Source organism: Psychromonas sp. Urea-02u-13, assembly GCF_002835995.1.
Lineage (GTDB): Bacteria > Pseudomonadota > Gammaproteobacteria > Enterobacterales > Psychromonadaceae > Psychromonas.
The window spans coordinates 1-22,244 of the sequence record NZ_PJBZ01000074.1 but is presented as its reverse complement, the minus strand read 5'-3'; the positions used below and the strand labels follow the sequence as shown (position 1 = coordinate 22,244).

The 22,244-nt window shown below is 39.9% G+C and carries 19 protein-coding genes, 1 pseudogene and 1 riboswitch; of the genes and pseudogenes, 8 read left to right on the top strand and 12 right to left on the bottom strand.

The window, feature by feature from the left end:
- Positions 1 to 39: 39 nt before the first annotated feature.
- The 7 genes from thiH to CXF74_RS14765 form a co-directional block, all read right to left on the bottom strand.
- Positions 40 to 1,158 carry a 2-iminoacetate synthase ThiH gene (gene thiH, locus CXF74_RS14795; RefSeq protein WP_101083307.1) on the bottom strand — a complete coding sequence of 373 codons (1,119 nt, stop codon included), beginning with the start codon at positions 1,156 to 1,158 and terminating at the stop codon, positions 40 to 42.
- A 152-nt stretch (positions 1,159 to 1,310) separates the two neighbouring features.
- The gene (locus CXF74_RS14790) at positions 1,311 to 2,090 is read right to left on the bottom strand and encodes a thiazole synthase (protein WP_101083306.1); all 780 of its coding nucleotides are present in this window, start codon (positions 2,088 to 2,090) and stop codon (positions 1,311 to 1,313) included.
- Positions 2,091 to 2,106: 16 nt separating this feature from the next.
- Positions 2,107 to 2,307: a sulfur carrier protein ThiS gene (gene thiS / locus CXF74_RS14785; protein WP_101083305.1), complete on the bottom strand. Its 201-nt coding sequence runs from the start codon at positions 2,305 to 2,307 to the stop codon at positions 2,107 to 2,109.
- The gene (locus CXF74_RS14780; RefSeq protein ID WP_101083304.1) at positions 2,304 to 3,056 is read right to left on the bottom strand and encodes a HesA/MoeB/ThiF family protein; all 753 of its coding nucleotides are present in this window, start codon (positions 3,054 to 3,056) and stop codon (positions 2,304 to 2,306) included. Before CXF74_RS14780 ends, thiS begins: the two co-directional genes overlap by 4 nt.
- 189 nt (positions 3,057 to 3,245) lie before the next feature.
- Entirely contained in the window at positions 3,246 to 4,754 is a 1,509-nt protein-coding gene (thiE, locus tag CXF74_RS14775) for a thiamine phosphate synthase (protein ID WP_198552869.1), read from the bottom strand.
- 215 nt (positions 4,755 to 4,969) lie between these two features.
- Positions 4,970 to 6,952: a phosphomethylpyrimidine synthase ThiC gene (gene thiC / locus CXF74_RS14770; RefSeq protein WP_101083302.1), complete on the bottom strand. Its 1,983-nt coding sequence runs from the start codon at positions 6,950 to 6,952 to the stop codon at positions 4,970 to 4,972.
- A 73-nt stretch (positions 6,953 to 7,025) separates the two neighbouring features.
- A riboswitch (TPP riboswitch) is annotated at positions 7,026 to 7,139 on the bottom strand.
- Positions 7,140 to 7,177: 38 nt separating this feature from the next.
- Positions 7,178 to 8,482, bottom strand: coding sequence for a MipA/OmpV family protein (locus CXF74_RS14765; RefSeq protein WP_101083301.1), 1,305 nt, complete (start codon positions 8,480 to 8,482; stop codon positions 7,178 to 7,180).
- A 166-nt stretch (positions 8,483 to 8,648) separates the two neighbouring features.
- Here CXF74_RS14765 and CXF74_RS14760 point away from each other — a divergent pair, with 166 nt between their 5' ends.
- The 4 genes from CXF74_RS14760 to CXF74_RS14745 all read left to right on the top strand — a co-directional run bounded on the left by CXF74_RS14760 (position 8,649) and on the right by CXF74_RS14745 (position 13,675).
- Positions 8,649 to 10,442, top strand: a complete 1,794-nt coding sequence (locus CXF74_RS14760; RefSeq protein WP_101083300.1) for an assimilatory sulfite reductase (NADPH) flavoprotein subunit — start codon at positions 8,649 to 8,651, stop codon at positions 10,440 to 10,442.
- Entirely contained in the window at positions 10,442 to 12,145 is a 1,704-nt protein-coding gene (cysI, locus tag CXF74_RS14755) for an assimilatory sulfite reductase (NADPH) hemoprotein subunit (RefSeq protein ID WP_101083299.1), read from the top strand. The genes CXF74_RS14760 and cysI overlap by 1 nt, the downstream gene beginning before the upstream one ends.
- On the top strand, positions 12,138 to 12,917 hold the full coding sequence (locus CXF74_RS14750; RefSeq protein WP_101083298.1) for a phosphoadenylyl-sulfate reductase: 780 nt from the start codon (positions 12,138 to 12,140) through the stop codon (positions 12,915 to 12,917). The genes cysI and CXF74_RS14750 overlap by 8 nt, the downstream gene beginning before the upstream one ends.
- Before the next feature lie 122 nt (positions 12,918 to 13,039).
- On the top strand, positions 13,040 to 13,675 hold the full coding sequence (locus CXF74_RS14745; RefSeq protein WP_101083297.1) for a tetratricopeptide repeat protein: 636 nt from the start codon (positions 13,040 to 13,042) through the stop codon (positions 13,673 to 13,675).
- A 20-nt stretch (positions 13,676 to 13,695) separates the two neighbouring features.
- Here CXF74_RS14745 and CXF74_RS14740 read toward each other — a convergent pair whose 3' ends face one another.
- On the bottom strand, positions 13,696 to 14,559 hold the full coding sequence (locus CXF74_RS14740; RefSeq protein ID WP_332870274.1) for a LysR family transcriptional regulator: 864 nt from the start codon (positions 14,557 to 14,559) through the stop codon (positions 13,696 to 13,698).
- A gap of 288 nt (positions 14,560 to 14,847) precedes the next feature.
- On the opposite strand from CXF74_RS14740, the gene CXF74_RS14735 reads away from it, so the two are divergent.
- Complete coding sequence (locus tag CXF74_RS14735) at positions 14,848 to 15,603, top strand: oligogalacturonate-specific porin KdgM family protein (protein WP_101083295.1); 756 nt, start codon at positions 14,848 to 14,850, stop codon at positions 15,601 to 15,603.
- A 253-nt stretch (positions 15,604 to 15,856) separates the two neighbouring features.
- Here CXF74_RS14735 and ctlX read toward each other — a convergent pair whose 3' ends face one another.
- Positions 15,857 to 16,792: a citrulline utilization hydrolase CtlX gene (gene ctlX / locus CXF74_RS14730; RefSeq protein ID WP_101083294.1), complete on the bottom strand. Its 936-nt coding sequence runs from the start codon at positions 16,790 to 16,792 to the stop codon at positions 15,857 to 15,859.
- A gap of 140 nt (positions 16,793 to 16,932) precedes the next feature.
- On the opposite strand from ctlX, the gene CXF74_RS14725 reads away from it, so the two are divergent.
- Both CXF74_RS14725 and CXF74_RS14720 read left to right on the top strand, forming a co-directional pair.
- The gene (locus CXF74_RS14725) at positions 16,933 to 17,940 is read left to right on the top strand and encodes an ornithine cyclodeaminase (RefSeq protein WP_101083293.1); all 1,008 of its coding nucleotides are present in this window, start codon (positions 16,933 to 16,935) and stop codon (positions 17,938 to 17,940) included.
- A 27-nt stretch (positions 17,941 to 17,967) separates the two neighbouring features.
- A complete protein-coding gene (locus tag CXF74_RS14720) occupies positions 17,968 to 18,504 on the top strand; it encodes a hypothetical protein (protein WP_101083292.1) in 537 nt (178 codons plus the stop codon).
- On the opposite strand, the gene mobB is transcribed toward CXF74_RS14720, so the two are convergent.
- Positions 18,491 to 19,030: a molybdopterin-guanine dinucleotide biosynthesis protein B gene (mobB, locus tag CXF74_RS14715; RefSeq protein ID WP_101083291.1), complete on the bottom strand. Its 540-nt coding sequence runs from the start codon at positions 19,028 to 19,030 to the stop codon at positions 18,491 to 18,493. The genes CXF74_RS14720 and mobB overlap by 14 nt on opposite strands.
- 95 nt (positions 19,031 to 19,125) lie before the next feature.
- Between mobB and CXF74_RS14710 the strand changes: the two genes are divergently transcribed.
- Positions 19,126 to 19,737: a LysE family translocator gene (locus CXF74_RS14710; RefSeq protein WP_232772540.1), complete on the top strand. Its 612-nt coding sequence runs from the start codon at positions 19,126 to 19,128 to the stop codon at positions 19,735 to 19,737.
- Between the two features lie 167 nt (positions 19,738 to 19,904).
- Here CXF74_RS14710 and CXF74_RS14705 read toward each other — a convergent pair whose 3' ends face one another.
- Positions 19,905 to 20,813 carry an aldo/keto reductase gene (locus CXF74_RS14705; protein WP_101083289.1) on the bottom strand — a complete coding sequence of 303 codons (909 nt, stop codon included), beginning with the start codon at positions 20,811 to 20,813 and terminating at the stop codon, positions 19,905 to 19,907.
- Between the two features lie 638 nt (positions 20,814 to 21,451).
- Positions 21,452 to 22,036: pseudogene (locus CXF74_RS22000) on the bottom strand (trypsin-like serine peptidase); the annotation flags it as partial.
- Positions 22,037 to 22,244 lie beyond the last annotated feature (208 nt).

Here is a 22,244-nt window from a genome sequence, read left to right as displayed (position 1 = left end):
GAGCATTAGCTATAAACTTAAAGGCTAACACCTAAAGAATTACTTGCCTGTTAAGCTATGGTCCCAGTCCTTCCAAACGACTTCATAACCTTGCGCTTTAACGAGCTCAGCCATTTGCGCAGGTGAACGTTCATCACTTATTTCAAACTGCTCAAGCGCTTCCTCTGCGGCCTCTGCATAGCCACCAGGTTGTGTACTCGAGCCTGCGCTTAAGCTTGTAATACCTAAAGGTAATACGTTGTTTCTGAAGTGTTCTGACTCACGTGTTGACAGTGACAAATCAACTTCAGGATTAAATAACCGGTACGCGCAAATTAATTGTACAAGTTGTTTATCATCCATCACCGATTTAATTTCCATTCCACCAGCACAAGGGCGCAAACGTGGAAAAGAGATCGTATAACGCGTTTGCCAATATTTTTTCTCTAAATAACTTAAATGTGCAGCCACATAAAAGCAGTCCGTACGCCACTCTTCAAGGCCAATTAAGCAACCTAAACCCATTTTATGAATACCCGCTTCACCTAATCTATCGTGCGTATCTAAGCGATATTTAAAATCAGATTTTTTACCTTTTAAATGGTGCTCTGCATAAGTAACCGGATGATAGGTTTCTTGATAAACAAGCACAGAATCAACACCATACTGAATTAGCTCTTCGTATTCATGTTGATCTAGTGGTTGAACTTCAATGGTGATATGTGAAAAATGCTTTTTAATAATGGGTAATGCTTGCTTAAAGTAATCAACGCCAACTTTACGTTCCGACTCACCCGTTACTAATAGGATATGATCAAAACCCATCTTTTTAATCGCTAAACATTCTGCCTCTATTTCGACAGTATCTAAGGTTTTACGGCGAATAGCGTTGTGCATTGAAAAGCCACAATAAGTACAAATATTACTGCACATATTGGACAGATAAAGCGGAATATAGAACTGCTGAGTTTTACCAAAACGTTGCATTGTGAGTTGCTGAGATTTTACCGCCATCTGTTCAATATAAGCTTCAGCGGCCGGAGAGACCAAGGCTTTAAAGTCTTCAAGATCTAAGCGATCTTTACTTAAAGCACGCTCAACATCTTTTGCAGTTTTACTAAAAATAGACAGGCGCACATCGTCCCATTGATAGTTTTTAATCTGTTCACTAAAAGTCATGTAAATCCTAATGAGATAATGATTAAGGATCGGCTTCACAATTACTTGCGATTTTGTTTTTAAATAGCCAGTCATTTAAGGCTTTTTGAAAACAATTTATCGCAAGTTATTTTGTAACGATCCCTAAGCTAACTAACGACTAACCACTTCTTTTAACCAGCTTCTAAAAATGCAGTCAACGGACTTGATGCAACGGCGATTTTGCTTTGCCCACCAAGGCCAGCTAAATAAGCTTCACGACCTGCTTCTACGGCTTTTGCAAAAGCACGGCTCATAGCAACAGGATCTCCCGCCACCGCCATCGCAGTATTAACCAATACTGCGTCCGCACCCATTTCCATCGCAAGGGCCGCATGTGATGGCGCACCGAGACCGGCATCTACCACAACAGGAATATTTGCTTGCTCGATAATGATCTCTAAGAACTCAGCGGTTTTAATGCCTTTATTAGAACCAATCGGCGCGCCTAATGGCATTACCGCGGCACAACCAGCTGATTCTAAATGTTTACATAAAACAGGGTCTGCATGTACGTAAGGTAAAACGATAAAACCTAAATTAGCTAAGGTTTCTGCTGCTTTTAAGGTTTCGATAGGATCCGGCAGTAAGTACTTAGGATCCGGGTGGATCTCAAGTTTAACCCAGTTCGTTTGCAAGGCTTCACGTGCAAGTTGAGCTGCAAATACCGCTTCTTTCGCATTACGTGCGCCTGAAGTATTCGGTAACAAATTCATACCATTTTTAATCAATGGCGCGAGGATATCATCCTCTTTATGTTGCATATCAATACGTTTTAGCGCCATGGTAACAAGCTCAGATTTTGAGGCTTGTAGCGCGGCAACCATGGTTTTCTGGTCGTTAAATTTACCAGTGCCCGTAAAAAGACGCGATGAAAATGCTTTTCCTGCAATGATTAATTGATCATTATTCATATTACTTTTCACTCAGTTAACCACCAGCGATTGCTTGGAAAAGAGAAACTTGATCGTTCTCTTGAAGTTGATAATTAACCCATTCACTACGACTAATTATTTTTTGGTTAACCGCAATTGCACTGCCTTTTAATGGGCTTTCTAATACGATTAATAATTGTTCAATATTGCATTTATCATCTAATTGGACGATATTTTCATTCACTGTTATTTTCATTTTGTCTTTCCACATACAGTACATTGGGCATCTTTATTAATGGCAAAGGTTTGCCAATCTAAAGTTTTGCCATCAAATAGCTTTAATTTATTTTTTATACCAGAAGGTAAACCAGTAAGGTGTTTGATCGCCTCTAATGCTTGCAAGGTACCAATTGTTCCAACAACAGGGCCCAATACGCCTGAATTACTACAGTTTAAACCCTGCTCTTCATTACTAGGAAACAGACAGTGATAACAAGCCGCATCTTCCTGGCTATGATCAAAGAACATTAACTGCCCTTCCATTCTGATAGCGGCCCCTACAATCAATGGCACTTTCGCTTCAACACAAGCTGCATTAATCATCTGGCGACTGGCCATATTATCGGTGCAATCTAATACTAGATTAACCATCATCAACTCCATCAAGAGCTGTGTTTTGTCCATTTCACGATTAATGCTACGTACACGAATTTCTGGATTCAGTTGCTCAAGACGATGCTTCATCAGCGCGACTTTATCGCCACCGATATCACCCGTTGTATAACCGATTTGTCGTTGCAAGTTACTCACTTCTAAGCAATCAAAATCAGCAATCACTAACGTACCGACACCAGCAGCGGCTAAATAAAGCGCAGCCGGAGAGCCAAGCCCACCCATGCCAATAATTAATACTTTGCCATTTTTTAGGTCTTTCTGACCTAATTCACCAACATCTTCTAATAATAGATGGCGGCTATAACGTAACATTTCAGCATCGGTTAACATGGTCTTTTCCTTTCTATATTAATAGTAATTCAACTTCCCTTGCTACAAGGGGAATGTTTTACACTACATGTGGTCACTGCTCTGGGCTAAGCCATTTATGTCTAGTTCAAGGCGGGAAAGCGCAGTTTAATCGTTTAAATGAGCATTTCCCAACACTGAAATAGGCCTAAATGGCAACGGCCTGAGCAGTTACTCCATTATCTGGTTAAACTGCTCGATCACTTTTTCATAATCGTCAGCTAGCGTAATCGCAGTCACTACCGCAATACTACCTACCCCTGTTTTATAAACATCGGGAGCACGTTGTAAATTAATACCACCAATGGCAACCGTGGCAGTACCAGCAAGTAATCCAGCGTATTTTGCTAAACGCCCTAACCCTTGTGGGTCGCTTGGCATATCTTTAGTTTGCGTTTCAAAGATATGACCTAAGGCGATATAACTTGGCTTTAATTGCTTGGCACGTTGAATTTCATAATAACCGTGCGTACTTAACCCTAAGCGCAAACCAGACTCTGCAATCAGTCCTAAATCTGCAACGTCCATATCTTCTTGGCCAAGGTGCACACCGTAGGCTTTATGTTTAATCGCCAGTTGCCAATAATCGTTGATAAATAGACGCGCATCATATTGTTTACCTAATGCAATCGCATCGATAATTTGTTGTTCTACTTGCTCTGGTTGTTTATCTTTAATGCGCAGTTGTAGTGTTTTCACACCACTTTTTAATACTTTTTCAAGCCATTCAATGGTATCTAAAACCGGATATAGACCCAGTTTAAGGGTATCGCAACTGGCAAACCCAGGACCCGCTTCTAACGTACCCTGTAAGTCTAATTCGTAACCAACTTTTGATTCCGGAAGCACGACTTCTGGGAAATCACTGTTGTCTGTTGGCCAACCGATATGCGCAATTGAGCCTTCACCCGCGCCTAATTGTTTTGAGGCTTTTAAGCCTTGATTCAAATACGCTTTAGCAATCACTAAGGCATCTTCAATAAAATAATTTTGTGCTATCGTAGCGGCTAATGCGCTCGCTAAAGTACAACCTGTCCCGTGTGAATGTACGTTTTCTAAACGTGGGCTAGTTAACGCGATTTCGCGTTCGCCATCACACCAATAATCGATACATTGCTCTTCTAAAAAGGGTAAATGCCCCCCTTTGATTAATACACTTTTACAACCCATTTCAATCAGTTTTTCAGTCGCGCCTTTTAAGGCTTCTCCACTAATTAACATATGACCAGAAAGGGTAAATACTTCTTTTGCATTAGGCGTTAATAAATCAATAACCGGTAATAGTTTGTCTTTAATCACCTCATTAATACCATTTTCAGTCATCTCATCACCCGTTGACGCAACCGCCACCGGATCATAAATAACAAAGGGCGCTTTAACCCATTGTGCTTTATATTCTGTTATTTTCTCAGCTAATATTTTTACATGTTCAACACTGGCAATAAGACCAATCTTAATCACCTTTGCTGGCATATCACTCGCCAACGCATCCAACTGTGCGATAAACATTTTATCGGAAACGCTTTCTACCAAACTCACCGTTTGTGAATTCTGCGCCGTGACCGCACTGATCACACTACAACCATCCGCGCCTAACGCTTTAATAGTATGTAAGTCAGCCTGAATACCGGCACCGGCACTTGAATCAGAACTCGCGATTGTCCAAACAATATTGCTCATTATTAACCTTTTAAAAGAAGCTATCAGCGGTTAGCTGTCAGCTATCAGTATGGATCTAAAAGAAGCTACCAGCGGTTAGCTGTCAGCTATCAGTATGAGACCTAAAAGAAGATTCTTCAGGTCCTAGTATTTGACTTTAACTGACGGCTGAAGGCTAATAACTGACAGCTAAATCTAATAACTGACAGCTGAAGACTAATAGCTGAAAGCTGTGTTTACGCTTTATCTAGAACAGGTGGCTGATAAATCTCTGCCCCTGTATCATTAAACTCTTTTGCTTTAAGCGCCATGCCTTGCTCTGCTGTCATGGTAATCGTTTCATCTAATATCTTGATGCTGATCTCACCTGAATCTAATTTCGCTGTAAAATCACGTACGTCTTGGGTGATTTTCATTGAGCAGAATTTAGGTCCACACATTGAACAGAAATGAGCAACTTTACCTGATTCCTGTGGCAAGGTTTCATCATGGTATTCGCGTGATGTTACAGGATCTAAGCCTAAGTTGAACTGATCTTCCCAACGGAATTCAAAGCGTGATTTTGATAATGCATTATCACGAATTTGCGCACCTGGGTGGCCTTTGGCTAAATCGGCTGCGTGTGCTGCAATTTTGTAAGTGATTAAACCTACTTTTACATCGTCTTTATTTGGCAGACCTAAATGCTCTTTAGGTGTTACATAACAAAGCATTGCACAACCGTACCAACCGATTTGGGCGGCACCGATACCTGACGTAATATGATCATAACCCGGTGCGATATCTGTTGTTAAAGGACCTAATGTGTAGAAAGGTGCTTCAAAACATTCAGTTAACTGCTTATCCATGTTTTCTTTGATCATCTGCATTGGCACGTGACCAGGGCCTTCGATAATGACTTGCACGTCGTATTCCCATGCAACTTTAGTTAATTCACCTAAGATTTCTAATTCAGAGAATTGTGCTTCATCGTTAGCATCTGCAACAGACCCCGGACGTAGACCATCACCCAGTGATAACGACACATCGTACTGTTGACAAATTTCACAGATTTCACGGAAGTACTCATAAGCAAAGTTTTCTTTATGGTAAGTCAGGCACCATTTCGCCATGATTGAACCACCACGTGAAACAATACCGGTAACACGTTTCGCTGTCATCGGTACAAAACGTAATAACACGCCCGCATGAATGGTAAAGTAATCCACACCTTGTTCTGCTTGCTCGATTAACGTATCGCGGAACACTTCCCAAGTTAAATCTTCAACTACGCCATTTACTTTTTCAAGTGCTTGGTAGATAGGTACTGTACCGATGGGTACTGGCGAGTTACGCATGATCCACTCACGAGTTTCATGAATATTACGACCTGTAGATAAATCCATTACCGTGTCACCGCCCCACAGCGTTGACCAGACTAATTTTTCAACTTCCTCTTCGATTGAAGATGAAACAGAAGAGTTACCGATATTAGAGTTAACTTTCACTAAAAAGTTACGACCAATGATCATTGGCTCTAATTCAGGATGGTTAATGTTTGATGGAATGATCGCGCGACCTCTAGCAACTTCTGAGCGTACAAATTCAGGGGTAATTGATTCCTGTAAATTCGCACCGTAGCTCTGACCAGCATGTTGGAAATGTAACGCTTCACATTTGATACGTTCACGACCTTGGTTTTCACGAATCGCAATGTATTCCATTTCTGGTGTGATAATACCTTGGCGAGCATAGTGCATTTGCGTGACACATTTACCTTTTTTAGCGCGTAATGGCTTAGGTAAATTAGCAAAACGTAACTCATCTAAAGAGTCATCCGCTAAACGTTCTTGCGCAAAATCAGAAGTCACACCTTCTAGTGCTTCAACATCATCACGTGCTTCAATCCATGTTTCACGTAAACGCGGTAAACCTGCGTGCACATCAATTTTAGTATTGGGATCGGTATACGGACCAGAAGTATCGTAAACAGGAATCGGCTCATTTTTTTCAAAAACAGGATTTTCATCCGTGCCACCCACAAAAGTATCTGTTTGGTGTATTTGACGCATCGCGACTTTAATTGGGTGAATGTCACCATCAATGAAGATTTTTTCTGAGTTGGGGTATGACTCGTTATTCAAATTTTGAATATAGTCTTGCGCGGCTTGGCGCAATTCACGACGAGATAGACCTTTACGATCGGTGGTTTTTAATGTTGAGTTTGTTACTTTAGACATAGCAATCTTTACCTTCCAGTAGTTTAAGAATGCTCATCGAATTTGTGTGGCAAGGTTAAAAATATCAAGTAAACGATATTTTTTGCTTGTTTCCTACGTAGGTATTAGCCCAATCAGGTTCCACGGATCCTGCATATAGCAGTCTCAGCCCTTTTTCTAAAAGATAGGGGCACTCCGACAAGATGCGCGCAGTATAAAAGAAAACCACTATAAATTAAAGGGTGCTTAGAAGTGCCACTGAAGATAAACGCTATTGTAGTTACTTCCCCCTTTGCTGCGGCCAAACATCGAGCTTGATTCAAAAATAGCAGAACGATGATGAATTGAATAACCTAACCACATTTTATCTAGCGCTTTAAGACTCGTGACATCCCCTAGGTTGATATCTAAACTAAAGTCTAAATAATTAAGAGTTTGGCTACCAGGATTATCCGGATCATCATTTCTTTCAATATAGGTCACTTCGGACACATAAGAGAGTCCCTCAGCAAAACCGAAACGCCAACGCACCGGCCAGGTAAAGGTATAATAAGCTTTAATAGCGACGATATATTCTGCAATCGGGCCCTGTACTTCAGAGTTAAAATGATAAGCGAAACCAGGAGTGAGATAAAACTCAATCGGTAACCCAAAAATTGATTCCGCTAAGGGAATACCATAAAAGATTGAAGTCAGGCGATTGTTATATTCATCTGTTTCAGTTTCCCCATGAATAATGCCACTGATATTAGAAGGTGTTGCCCAACCATAAGCTAAACGCAGATAATGGTTTTCAGGTAAACTCAGGTGTTCTTGCTGTTTTTTATTATTGAAAAAACCAAAACCTAAATAATATTCAGTTTCAAAACGTGCATCCGTTAATTCACTTTGATAGGTATGGCTGCCAAGCATATTAATATTGATTTCACCTAGCAGGTACAAGTTACTAAAAACATGATAACGCAGTTCAGAACCCACTTTAATGTCTAAATCACTGCCAATATCATCAATGCCAAAACCGTAATATAAATTATTAAACTCACCACTTTTATAACGCAAAGTACTATTGAAATCGATATCAAAGTCGTTGTAATCTACTTGATAACGCAGGTTTACATTACCATAACTATTACCATCACTATCTGATAACAACTCTAATTGCAGTGGAAAGTTAGGTTTAAATAAATACTCAAACTGCAGGCCCATATCGATATTAGTACCGTGAAATTCACGCTGATATTGTTTAGGGATATCAAAATAACGATAGCGCCCTAATACACTAAGACTGTAGTTTTCTTCTTGCCAGAAACGCAAACCGCCATATTCACCACGCAGATAAAGGTGATCACCTTCATAATAAAGCTTCGGCACAAAATCACTCACGTTATCGTCTTCAGCAGCATGATAAGGAATAGAAGCCGTTCGCACGCCGATTGCAATACCCCATTCAGGCACAGGCTCAGACCATTCCTCTTCAGAAACATCAAGTTGCAATTCATTAGCTAATAAAAAGGAAGGAAAGAAAACAATAAATAGAGAGAACAACTTCATAGATAATCCTTTTGACAGAGAACATTATTATACTCAACAGCCGTAGAAAAGATCCAAAAATGTGGCTTAATTCCATTTTGTTATAAAAAAGCCCGTTTAATTCTTATATTGTTATAAAAGCGAAGAGTAGACTAGCGCCATCTTTTGTAATAGTGGAAATTACTTCATGGCACTTAACAGTTTGTCGGCATTAACGTCGCCTTTATCAGAGTTGCAACTCTCGCAACTACAGCAAGCAACAGCAGGGCTAGACCCTGTTCAAACCGCTTGGGTTAGCGGTTACCTAGCAGGCGTAAGCCAAGGACCAGTAACGGCACAACCCGTTGCTAGCTCAGGTCAAAGCTTAACCATCCTTTTTGGTACACAAACGGGTAACGCGAAAGGTGTTGCAGAACAACTTGGTGCTGCTGCTGATGCTAAAGGCATTGCATACCGTGTTGTTTCGATGGCTGATTACAAAGTTAAGAGCATTAAAGATGAAAGCCACTTAATCATTGTTGCAAGTACTAATGGTGAAGGCGAAGCGCCTGATGATGCCATTGATTTGCATGAATTCTTAGCCACTAAAAAAGCGCCTAAACTCGATTCATTAAAATTTGCAGTGTTAGGCCTTGGTGATTCAAGCTACGAGTTCTTTTGCCAAACAGGTAAAGATTTTGAACAACGTATTGGCAAACTAGGCGCTGAAATCATTGTTGATCGTTTAGATGCCGATGTTGATTACGAAGAAGTAGCAACAGCGTGGATTGAAAACGCACTGCTTGAAGTTGAAAAAACATTAGAAAAAGGTGGCGTAGCAAGCGCACCAGTCGCTTCAGCAACATCAGCGGTTTCTGCTAACAAATTCGATAAACAAAACCCATTTTCTGCAAGCCTATTAGTTAGCCAGAAAATTACCGGTGATCGCTCTGCAAAAAATGTGCGTCATATCGAAATTGATTTAGAAGGTTCTGAGTTAACTTACACAGCCGGTGATGCACTGGGTGTTTGGTTTGAAAATGATGAGACATTAGTGGCTCAAATCATTACTAAACTAGGCCTTGATGCAAGCGCAGAAGTCTCAGTTGCAGATAAAACAGTTTCTCTACAAGCAGCGTTAATCGCCTCTTTTGAGCTAACAGGTACACACCCTGCTTTTGTTGAAGGTTATGCAACACTGACGAACAACGCAACGTTACTTAAATTAGCGACAGATAAAAATGCCTTACGTGATTTTGCGAATAACAATCAAATTGTTGATGTTATTACAGAGACAGGCAATGAAGCAGTTACTGCTGAAAACTTCCTTGCGTTATTACGTCGCATTAGCCCACGTTTATACTCTATCGCATCAAGCCAAACAGAAGTGGAAGAAGAAGTTCATTTAACCATTGGTTCTGTTTTGTTTGAAAACGAAGCAGGCGAGCAACGCTCAGGTGGCGCTTCAGGTTTCCTAAACCATCGCTTAACCGAGGGCGGTGAAGTTAAAGTCTTTATCGAAGATAACCACAACTTCCGTCTACCAGCGAATCCAGAGACACCCATTATCATGGTTGGCCCAGGTACGGGTATTGCGCCGTTCCGCTCATTCATGCAAGAGCGTGAAGCGACAGATGCAACGGGTAAAAACTGGTTATTATTTGGCGACCAAACCTTCAACGAAGATTTCCTATATCAAGTTGAATGGCAGACACATTTAAAATCAGGTCTATTAACTAAATTAGACTTAGCTTTCTCACGCGACCAAGCACAAAAAATCTATGTACAAGATCGTCTAAAAGAGAACGCAGAAGATGTATACCAATGGTTACAAGATGGCGCGCACTTCTACGTATGTGGTGATGCAAACCGTATGGCTAAAGATGTACACACAGCACTAATCGAGATTATCAGCGAGCAAGGCAATAAGAGCCTTGATGACGCAGAACAAGAATTAAACGAATTACGCAAAGCAAAACGTTACCAAAGGGATGTTTACTAATGAGCCAGAAACTACACGATAACGAACGCATTAAAATTGAAAGTAATTTTCTTCGCGGTAAATTAGTTGAAGGACTAAACGACAATACAACTGGTTCGTTCCCGACTGATGAAGTGCAGCTAGTTAAATTCCATGGTTTATACCAACAGGATGACCGTGATGTACGTGCTGAACGTAAGAAGCAGAAACTAGAGCCTTTATACTCGTTTCTTTTACGTGCGCGTTTACCAGGTGGTGTTTTAACGGCACCACAATGGTTAGAGATTGACCGTGTTGCAAGTGAATTAACGGATGCAGGTAGTATCCGTATTACCACGCGTCAAACATTCCAATACCATGGTATTTTTAAGCGTAACCTTAAATCAGTATTCCAAGAGCTTAAATTTAAAGCCAATATTGATGCAATCTTTACTGCTGGTGATGTAAACCGTAATACGATTTGTACATCAAACCCAGAGCAATCAATATTACATACTGAAATTTATAATCTTTCTAAAGCAATCAGTGAGCACTTTTTACCAAAAAGTAACGCTTATGCTGAAATTTGGTTAGACGGCAAAAAAGTATTAGATACTGAAGAAGATGAGCCAATTTACAAAAACATTTTCTTGCCACGTAAATTTAAAATCGCAGTGGCGTTACCACCGTATAACGATGTAGATATTCACGCTAACGACTTGAACTTTATTGCCATTATTGACGGCGAAGGCGATGCAGCAAAAATTACAGGTTACAACGTAGTGGTTGGTGCTGGTTTGGGTATGACACACGGCGATAAAACAACATTCCCGCGCTTGGGAGACGATTTTGGTTTTATTCCTGTTGATAAAGTAATGGAAATTGCTGAAGCCGTAGTAACAACTCAACGTGACCTAGGTGGTCGTGTGAGTCGTTCTCATGCACGTACTAAATACACACTAGAAACACACGGCATTGAAACCTTCAAAAAAGAAGTTGAAAAACGTTCTGGTGTTACCTTCGCAGCACCCGGTGAATATGAATTTACTGAACGTGGCGATCGCATTGGCTGGGTTAAAGGTATCGATAACAAATGGCACTTAACCGTGTTCATTGAAAATGGTCGTATCTTAGATTTTGATGGCAAGCCATTAAAATCAGGTTTAAACAAAATTGCGCAAGTACATACTGGTACTTTCCGCATGACCGCGAACCAAAACTTAGTGATTGCAGAAGTTGATGAAGTACAAAAAGACAACATTGAAAAAATGGCGCGTGAGTGCGGTTTAATTGATGATGGCACATCGGACCAACGTAAATACTCAATGGCCTGTGTTGCATTACCAACGTGTCCACTCGCGATGGCAGAAGCAGAGCGTTATTTACCTGGTTTAACCGATGATGTTGAAGGTTTACTGGCCAAACACAGTATCGCTAAAGATAAAATCATCTTACGTATTACCGGTTGTCCAAACGGTTGTGGTCGTTCAATGTTAGCTGAAATTGGCTTAATTGGTAAAGCACCAGGTCGTTACAACCTATACCTAGGCGGTAATACTAACGGGACACGTATTCCAAAAATGTACCAAGAGAACATCGATGAAGCGACCATTGTTGCAACACTCGATGAGCTAATAGGTCGCTGGGCACTCGAGCGTAACACAGATGAATGTTTCGGTGATTTTGTTATCCGTGCAGGCGTTGTTGCTGAAGTAATCATTGCTGCTAAGGATTTCCATGACTAAGCCCTCCATAACGAAGAAGCTCGATCTTGATCAGTTATTAACTTTAGATAAAGCACAACGTACAGAAGCATTAGCTGAAGTAAACGCTTTACTTGAGACTAAAACAGCTAAAGAACGTGTTGAATGGGCTGTCGAAAACCTTGAAAGTGAGTTGGTTTTATCATCAAGCTTTGGTATTCAAGCAGCCGTATGTTTACATTTGGTCACACAGGTAAAAGCAGATACACCGATCATCTTAACGGATACCGGTTACCTGTTTCCTGAAACCTATCAATTTATTGATAAGTTAACCGAGCAACTTAATCTAAACCTAAAAATTTACAGCGCAAAGCAAGGTACCGCTTGGCAAGAAGCGCGTTACGGTAAACTTTGGGAAAATGGTGTTGAAGGTATTACGCAATACAATACCATTAACAAAGTTGAACCGATGAAACGGGCATTAAAAGAGCTTAATGCAAAAACGTGGTTTTCAGGTTTACGCCGCGATCAATCATCAACACGTGGTGCCTTACCGGTGTTAAGTGTTCAAAATGGTTGCTTTAAGTTTTTACCCATCATTGATTGGTCGAATAAAGATGTTTTTTATTATCTAAAAGACAATGGCCTTGAGTATCATCCATTATGGGATCAAGGTTACGTGTCTGTTGGTGATGTGCAAACGTCACGTCCACTTGAAGCAGGCATGAGCGAAGAAGATACACGCTTCTTTGGTTTGAAACGCGAATGTGGCTTGCACGAAGAAGAAAACGAACAACAAGGTAGTGGAATTTAATTAACCATCACTCAGCTGTAAATTAGCCTTTGCTTTGCGAAGGCTTTTTTTTAACTAAATTTTCAAGAATTATGCTATTTGGCCGATACTTGTTTTATAAGATTTCAAAAAAGGTCCATCTCATGCTCCATAAATCAATGTTACTTTTACTGTTTATATTTGCTTATCAATCATATCTGCACGCGAATAGTTATTACGGTGGCAAATATGAGGTGATCCAGCTTTATACTCAGGATGAGTTAACCGCCTTAATTGATAAAAACCAACATTTACAACGAGTAAAAAAAGATGAATGTCAATTGGTGGAAGACATAGAAGCGCACGCCCTAAAAATACAAGAGCCCTCTTACGTCTACCTCTGGGGAGATATGCTTGCATGGGGAGTTTGTGTTGAGCGTAATGCGCCACTCGGTATTCATTACATTAAACAATCTGCAAAACAGGGGTTATTACCCGCCATTGAGCAGCTTGGTCGTTATTATGAACGTGGTATTTTAGTACGCCAAAATAAAGATCGCGCCATTATTTTTTATCGTGAAGCTGCATTACAGGGGTTTGTAAACGCACAAATTAACTATGTACGCATGCTTAATGAGGGTTACGGTAGCCCGGTTGATTACGAAGATGCTTATACTGCGCTTTTTAACAGCGTGATAGCTGATACAAAAAAACAGAAAAATGCACAAAAAATACTGGATGAGTTAGCCTCAAAAATGCCCGAGCATATTGTAAAACGCGCGAGCACAGAAGCCATATAGTTCACCAGAACTCAGGTCAATCAAGTAAAATACTGTTTGCTTAATTGAGGTAGTAGCGACAACAAATAAGTCATGGCAGGCCCTCTATTAATTTCAGGACGGTAATAAGCAACCATTGAAACCTTAAGCTCATTAAGCATGAAATCAGGATATATTTGCTTAATATCACCGCGCTCAACATATTGTCGAACATCGCAATGAGGCAACATAGCCCAGCCAAGTTGTGCTAATAAACGACAAACATCATCATTATTACTGACCGTGATGTAAATATTGGCGAAACGGGTATAGCCATTTATGCCCTCTTCAAGCATAGATTTAGGAATTAACTGCACAATATTACGAAACTCAATTTTCCCCAGATTGTTTAGATCTTGTAATGGGGAGTTTTTTCCAGCAAAAATGCCAAAATCATTCCACCCTAAAAAGAATGTTTCAATAAGAGGCGCTGCTGAGTCTCCTTTTTTATTGGTCAAAAAGGCGATCTGACTCTCATTTTTGGATACCGCATCAACGCCACTTTGCCAGCTAGTTTCTTTCCAAGAAAGTTGAATGTAAGGGAACTTTTTGTGTAAAAGAGCGGTCAAGCTAACCATAAACTCTGCCGGTAATGTGACATCATAATCTATGCTCACACGAGATTCTTGCCCTTCATGTAAAGAGTTCGTCAAACCCGAAAAACTCATCAATTGCGCTTGTAACAATCTGGCGTGAGGGTAGAGTTTATCGGCGCTAGCCGTCGCTTTTACTTTCCTTCCTTCTATCTCAAACAACAATAAATCAAGCCTTTCTTCAAGCGTCATAATGAGTTCTCTGACGGTGGTTCTTCCTTTGCCTAACTTTTTAGCCGCAACGCTATAACCTTGTAATTCATAAACGCTAATAAATGCATTTATTTAATCGATTGATACCATTAAAAAACACTCCTTGTTCGGGTTAACACAACATAATAGACTTGATTGAATGGTTCATATTACTTTATAGTGTTTCTCAAATAAATCGACAAAGGCTTGTCGATGGATGCTTGATTAATATTCTTTGTACAAGACCCAAAGTGGCACACAAAGAAACTTCATGGAATTGAAAAATCAATTAACAGCACCTCGCTAACATGGAGTAAGTGAAATTTACCGATTAGGATTTCAAACTTTATTAATACGAAGGCAACTCTTATGAAAAAATTAACTCTAGCAGCAGCATGTTCATCTCTTCTTCTTTCTCCTATTGCATTTGCAAACACAGATACTGAAGTACCTCAAGAGCCAGCAGGTACAACTTATGTAACTGGTAATATACAAATGCACGATCGTAAAGACTTCAACGGTTCAGATATTACATCTACGCTTGAAGCGGGTCATACTTTTACTACTGGCACAACAATCTTAATGGAGATTGATGGTGTTCAGCTTGGTAGCACTGATTACGGTACAGATGGTGCTGATTCAAGCGCGTCTGCATACACTACGTTAGGTGTAGAACAGTCTTTTAACATCAACGAGAACCTATGGGTTGCTGCTGGTTACCATCACTTATTACACGATGGTGAAGTATTTCAATACCGCCCATTAGTTAAAATTGGTTACAACTTCGATAACGGCCTTTCTATCTCAAACCGTACTCGTATGCAAATTGCAGGCGATGGCGCAAAAAGCGATGCAGGCTCTGATTACGATAAAGACCAACTTCGTTTTGATAACCGCATCGCATACGCATTCTCTGATGCTCCAGTAGCAGTTAGCTACAATAACGTATATTACATAAATGATGCAGCTAATAGCCGTAACACTATGGAACATGAATTACGTGCTACTTGGAGCCGTAACGGCGTTCAACCATACGTTGAGTACCGCAATCAAGAAGATGGCGCGAAAGATGGCTACGGTCACAACAACAACGTATTAGTAGTAGGTGCTTCTTACGCATTCTAAGTGATGCCTAAGTACTATTATTAATAAAAAGCCTAAGTTTTTAACTTAGGCTTTTTTGTATGTAACGATTAATTTCTAATTTCTAATTTCTCCGAGCTAGTTCCTGATGCTCTGATAAACACATAGCTATGTTAAGCGACTCATTTTTCTCAAGCCAATCACAGGCGATTTTATTAATCGGGGACAGTGCTAAATAATCCGTCGGACATAATAGAACCCGCTTTAACCGGCCACTTGCAAAGCGACATATTGTTTAACCATTGACCTTCTCCCGAGGGCTTAAATGCACGCCTGCCACCATGCAACGTACTGAGCCACCCGCTAACTCAATCGTAGGAATAGCCACGCTTAACAGGGTTGAATATTTCTCTATCTCAAGAGTTTGTTTTGCTGTTAATACACCCTTTGCTCGTTCAGACATTAATAGGTAACTCATTCCATTTCCCGTTAACTCAATCGCATTAGCCGCAAAGTTTTCAACCTGAAACATAGTTAACTCAACGATCGTCAAACCACTTTCTACTAAACGCTTTAATACCGCCTCTCTTCTTTTAGTGTCCTTTATCATTGTTGAGCAAATCAACACCATTTTAGAGCAGATGCACATCATCACATTGGTATGATAAATGGCATCGCCATGTGCATCCTGTGTATCAAACGCCATAGGCTCATACATAAATAAGGTACAAAAACGTTCTAAAATCACTTCACTAGCACGATGCGACTTCGCGCTATAAGCCACTCGATTGATATTATCCAATACCATTGCGCCTGTGCCCTCCAAAAATAAGTTATCCCATTCTAGTCCAGAGAAATCGACCACATCTTGCACACGATATTGCGCCTTTAACATGTCAATAATATCGCTTCTTTTTTCTCGTCGACGGCTCACAGAATACATAGGATATAACGCAATGTGTCCACCGCTATGGGTAGAGAACCAATTATTAGGAAAAACCGAATCAGGCGTATTTTTATCACCAAAGTCATCAAATAGGTGTACGGTAATATGATGCTTTTGTAACAACTCAACCAAAGCATCCACCTCTAGACGAGCGTGTAATGCAACATCATTTTTAGTGTCATTACTTTCATCTTGAAAGTGATTATCTACCGCCGTTTCAGGGTTTGCCAAGAACGTCCAGGGCCTGATCATCACGACTGCATTCGGGGCTTGAATTAATGCCATAAGAGATTCTCCTATTATTAATCGCCGTTATCTTTGGCCTTAATATTAGCTGATAAGCAAATATTGGCTGATAATTAGTGATGCGGATCATCCAATTTAAGACTCACATTGGATGCCAACACAGGCCATAGGAGGCATTTATGCTTGTATTACAGCTTGATGATATTAAAAAGTTACTCGCTAAAATAGGCTATAAAGACTTTTTTTTACAGCTAATCGACGCATTAGAATCAGACTATAAACAGTGGTTTGATTTTGACAAAAAAGCACGTATTGGTAATCACTTTGATTATGGTGTGATTGAATTGATGCCGATCTCAAATCAACAATATTACGCCTTCAAATATGTGAATGGCCATCCTAAGAACCCGCTACAAAAAAAATTAACAGTGATGGCCACAGGTCAACTTTCACTCTGTTTAACAGGCGAACCTATTCTTTATTCAGAGATGACATTGTTAACTGCACTAAGAACCGCGGCCACCTCAGCGATGGTGGCAAAACACATTGCCAAGAAAGACGCAAAAGTCTTAACCTTAATTGGCACTGGCGCGCAAAGTGAATTTCAATTTATTGCTTACTCTTTTATATTTGACCTACAAGAAGTGAGATATTTTGATAGCGATGAAAAAGCGATGCAAAAATTCGCACGCAATATGGCCTCATTCAACCTCAAACTAACACCCTGTAATAACGCTGCAGAAGCGGTGCAAGGCGCAGATCTCATCACCACTTGTACGGCTGATAAATGCAGACAAACAATATTAACCAAAGCGATGATAGATAAACCTGTTTTTATTAACGCCCTTGGTGGCGATTGCCCAGGTAAAACAGAACTTGAAAAGACTTTATTAGAGAGTGCAACCATCGTGGCAGAGTATTTACCACAAACAAAAGTAGAGGGTGAAATACAGCAATTAGACGCTGACTTTGAATGCACAGAACTGCATCAGATAATTAAAGGCGAGGTCGCTATCAGTGTTGAGAAAAATGGCACCGTCATTTATGATTCTGTTGGCTTTGCCTTAGAGGATTACGTTATATTAAAACTGGTTTATCAGTTAGCCACCCAATATAAATTGGGTAATCAGATAGATATCGTGCCAGATTTAGACGATGTAAAAGACCTTTTTTCATTAACTAAGTAACCTTAAAGAGGTTATATAAGGAATAAAATGTTTCGTTATTCATCACTATTAATACTATTTTTTAGCTTCTTTACTACGCCTAGCTATAGTACTGAAAAGATCCCAGAAAACAGCATCATTGCTGGCACCACACTTAAAGTCAGACTTGCCGAACCGATTGATAGCCGAACACGTAGAGCCGGTTATCGCGTTAAAATGAAAGTAGACACTGATATAGAAGTGGCGGGTAAGGTTGTTATTAAGTCAGGCTCAACAGCGCAGGCAATCATTAACAAAATTCGCAAAGCAGGCAGAGGCTCACACGCACCGGAGATAATATTGACTCTGACCAAACTTAGCGTCAATAACCGCCAAGTGAATGTCCAAAGCTTTCCGATTGCAGGTAAAGGCACCACCAATGAGCGTAAAGAAGTGGGTCATGTTGATGAAAATGAAAATATCGTGTTCGGTAAACAGGGAGAAAAAATAACCGCCAGCATTGCTGTTATCACAAAAGGGGCCGATATTATCGTCTCGGAAGGTTCAGTGGTCTATTTCATATTAAAAGAGACTATTCCCCTTTAAATGAAGATTTCACATAGTTCATTACAAACGCCTGTAACTCAGCCGGGCTATTAATATCAAGTTGTGTAAGCGCACAACTTGATTGTTTCACGTCACAGGCCAACGCAATTATTGATGCATCAGTGGGAAACAAAAAAGGCTTTTCACATGCTTCGCGATGTAATTCTATTTTATTAAAGGCTTCATCTCGATAGCCTTCCACTAGCACTAAATCCAACTGTTCGCAGTCTAATAAACGTAACTGTTCAATTAATTTTTTATCCTGTTTATCTCCATATTCATGAAATATAACAGCGCGCTCAGTCCCCGCTAACAGTAACTGGCAAGCCCCTGCTTTACGCAGTCGATAGCTGTCTTTTCCAGGTTTATCCAATTCGATATTATGGTGGCTATGTTTCACTAATGCGATATTTAAGCCCTGCTCACACAACAAAGGAATAAGCTTCTCTAATAAGGTGGTTTTACCCGTTCCACTAAAAGCAGCAAACCCCAATAATGGGATAGGGAAATTATTTAATTCAGACATCATTTAACCTTATGAAAATAATTGTATCTGGGATATGGTGGCTAATTATACTTAAAAAAAGAGTCGCTGAATTGCCTTATCTCAATGAATTTTTAATGCTAACACTGATCCACCTGCTTGCTGTCATGAGCCCGGGTCCGGACTTTGCAGTTGTCGTACGCCAAAGCATTAGCTTTGACAGGAAAACAGCGCTTATTACTAGCTTAGGCATTGGCGTCGGTATTGCCGTTCATATGGCTTATACCTTACTGGGCCTTGGTTTTATCATTACCCAATCTGAAATTGGCTTTTTATTCGCGCAATTAGTGGGTATCTGTTATTTATCGTTTTTAGCGTTTAAACTTTTAAATAGCAAACCTCAAACGACGTTAAGTGAGGAAGTCACACTCGACAATAACCCACGTCATCATAAAAAGGCCTTTCTGTTAGGTGTGATGACAAACGTATTAAACCCAAAAGCGACATTGTTCTTTTTAGCTATTTTTACCACTGTCGTTAGTATTACTACCCCTATGTATGTTCAAACTATTTACGCGTTATGGATTATCTTAACCACGATCTTATGGTTCTCACTTGTTTCTGTATTTTTCTCACAGAAAAAAATACGCGCTAAATTTGTCAGCCATGGTTATATCTTTGAGCGTATTATGGGAATGGTCTTATTGATGTTTGCGGCCAAGTTATTGTGGCAGTTAGATGTGCTTTAAAAGTAATTACTCAGGTCGTCGCTATTTAAACTTAAGCACTTACCGTCTATTTTAGATCTTCCCCGCTTTAATTAGATCCAGACGAGTCATGTTAAAGGTAGATTTAAAGCTTCACGTAGAATGGGCGAAGCTTTAAATCGAAGCGCTAGTCATTATTAAGCACTTGCTTAAGCCACACCATGGCCTTTAGAGGCAGTCCAAATACGATACCATTGCTCGGTATTCATTTTCAGGTCGAGTGCGCCAATAGTCTCTTTTACACGATCTATTTTACCCGAACCAATCAATGCGACAGGGTTAGATGGATGCTTCAATACCCATGCAAAAACCACTTGCTCTATTGAGCTTGCATCAAGCTCGGTTTGTAATTCAAGCAGAGTGCCACGCAAGCGTCTTGCTTGGTCGCTATCGGAAGAGAAAAGATCACCGCCCGCTAAACATGACCACGCCATAGGTCGTACACATAATCGTTGTAATTGATCTACGGTGCCATCTTCTAACACATCAAAATTTATTGGATTAATTTCAATTTGATTAGTAATCAAAGGCGCATCTAAACGCGACTGTAAAAGTTCGAATTGAGAAGTACTAAAATTAGAAACGCCAAAATGCTTAACTTTTCCACTCGCTTTCAACTCAGCAAAGGTTTCAGCAACAACATCAACATCCATTAAAAAATCAGGACGATGCACTAAAAGCGCATCTAACTGTTCAACACCTAAACGTTTTAAAGAATTTTCCGTTGACGATAAAATCAATGCCTTGCTGCTATCGTAATGTGAAACACGTTTTTCACCCGTTGCAGGCGCAATACCATTAATACCAAATTTAGACACAATCTGGATTTGCTCACGTACAGATGAATCCAATGCTAATGCTTCACCAAAAAGCTGTTCACTGTCGCCATAAATAGCCGCGTTATCAACCGTTGAGATACCCAATTCAATATGCTGTTTTAAAAATGTTAAACGCGCTTGTGCTGTCATATTCCAAGCACCCAAACGCCAGTAACCTTGCACCAATTGAGAGAACTCAGGCCCCTGTGATGCCATTAATACTTTTTCAACATTACTCATAAAAAACTCCTAAAGAAGGCTAATAATAGTTATCTGTTTTTTAAATCTAGCTGATGTTATAGCACTTAATGGTAGCGAAAACATTGTTCAATATATTGCATCACGCATAAAAAACCACCCGTAGGTGATTTAATACAACAAACAAAAGAAACAAAAATCAACAACTTAAATAAAAATCAAAAATAACAAGACCACATTTTGACCAAATGGCATCTATAGCTATTTCCCAATTCGTTTGAAAACCACTAAATCGTCCTATTTTCTCAAGGAAAATATTTCAAATGAAATAACCGTTTTATACTCGATTTTTTAAATGAGAAGGAGAGACAATATCTTTTGATAAGAATGCCAGTCAATTGATTGACTAGCATTCTTTATTTAAGAGAGCTTCTTTCGCTCAGAATTACGAATAACACAATTCGAATGCAGAGGAATAGGAAAGCTCATGGCTTAGTAATCGGGAAAAGTTATTGCTCTGAATTCACCTTGCTCTTCTGACGATAAGCTGTTTGTTGCTACTCGAGTTTGAATATCCTTTACCGTTTCAACAATCCAATTATAGGCGCCATCACGACCGAAACCTTCATAGAAAGTGGCAACGTTATGCTGTGCTGAGTAAATATTGACAACAGTACTTGTTACACCATAAATTTCGCCATTGAAAATAAGAGGACCTCCACTATCCCCGTAGTAGCACTGTACTTAGTAACAAAACCGCTACTTTCATCTAAGGAGTAATTTGGATGTTCAGAAGGCAAAGATGGATTTTCAACACTAATCGTGTATTGATCTTCGCTTATTGGTGTTCTTGGATTTTCAAATCTCCACTCCCGAGACCCACAGGTAGCTTCAATGTAATATTGTTTAGAATTTTCTTTTGCGACCACTCTTGCTGGTATCGGCATCTTTTTTAATTGATCTGAAGAATAACCAAGAGGGTAGACTTCGGCACCTAACGGAATGCTGTCATTTGCGACAGGGAAGTACTCAACGTTTTCTGGTGTGCTTTCAAGCTCCAAAATAGCGATGTCGTAATACTTTCTTGGATCATAAAAGGTGTATAGATCATTGATTAAATAAGATTTAACTACTTTTGTGCTGGTCCCATTAATTGGGCCATCTTTGTTCTTGGAATATAGAAAGTGAGCGTTGATATTATCGAAAATACAATGTGCAGCTGTCAGAACTGTATTTGGAGCAATCAGCGCGCCACTGCACGTAGCTCCGCCCCCCCTCCAAGTAAACCATGTAAGATTCCTCTTGAGGGATCACTTCTACTCCGTTATAGACTGCGTGAGCTTGAGAAGAATAAACTCCCACCATAGTAACGAATGGAATCAAACAAGAGACGATACGATTTTTTTTCATAAAAAATTCCTTTTAGTATTTGTCATTAATATTTATAGACACAAATTAATTACTCTCAGAATT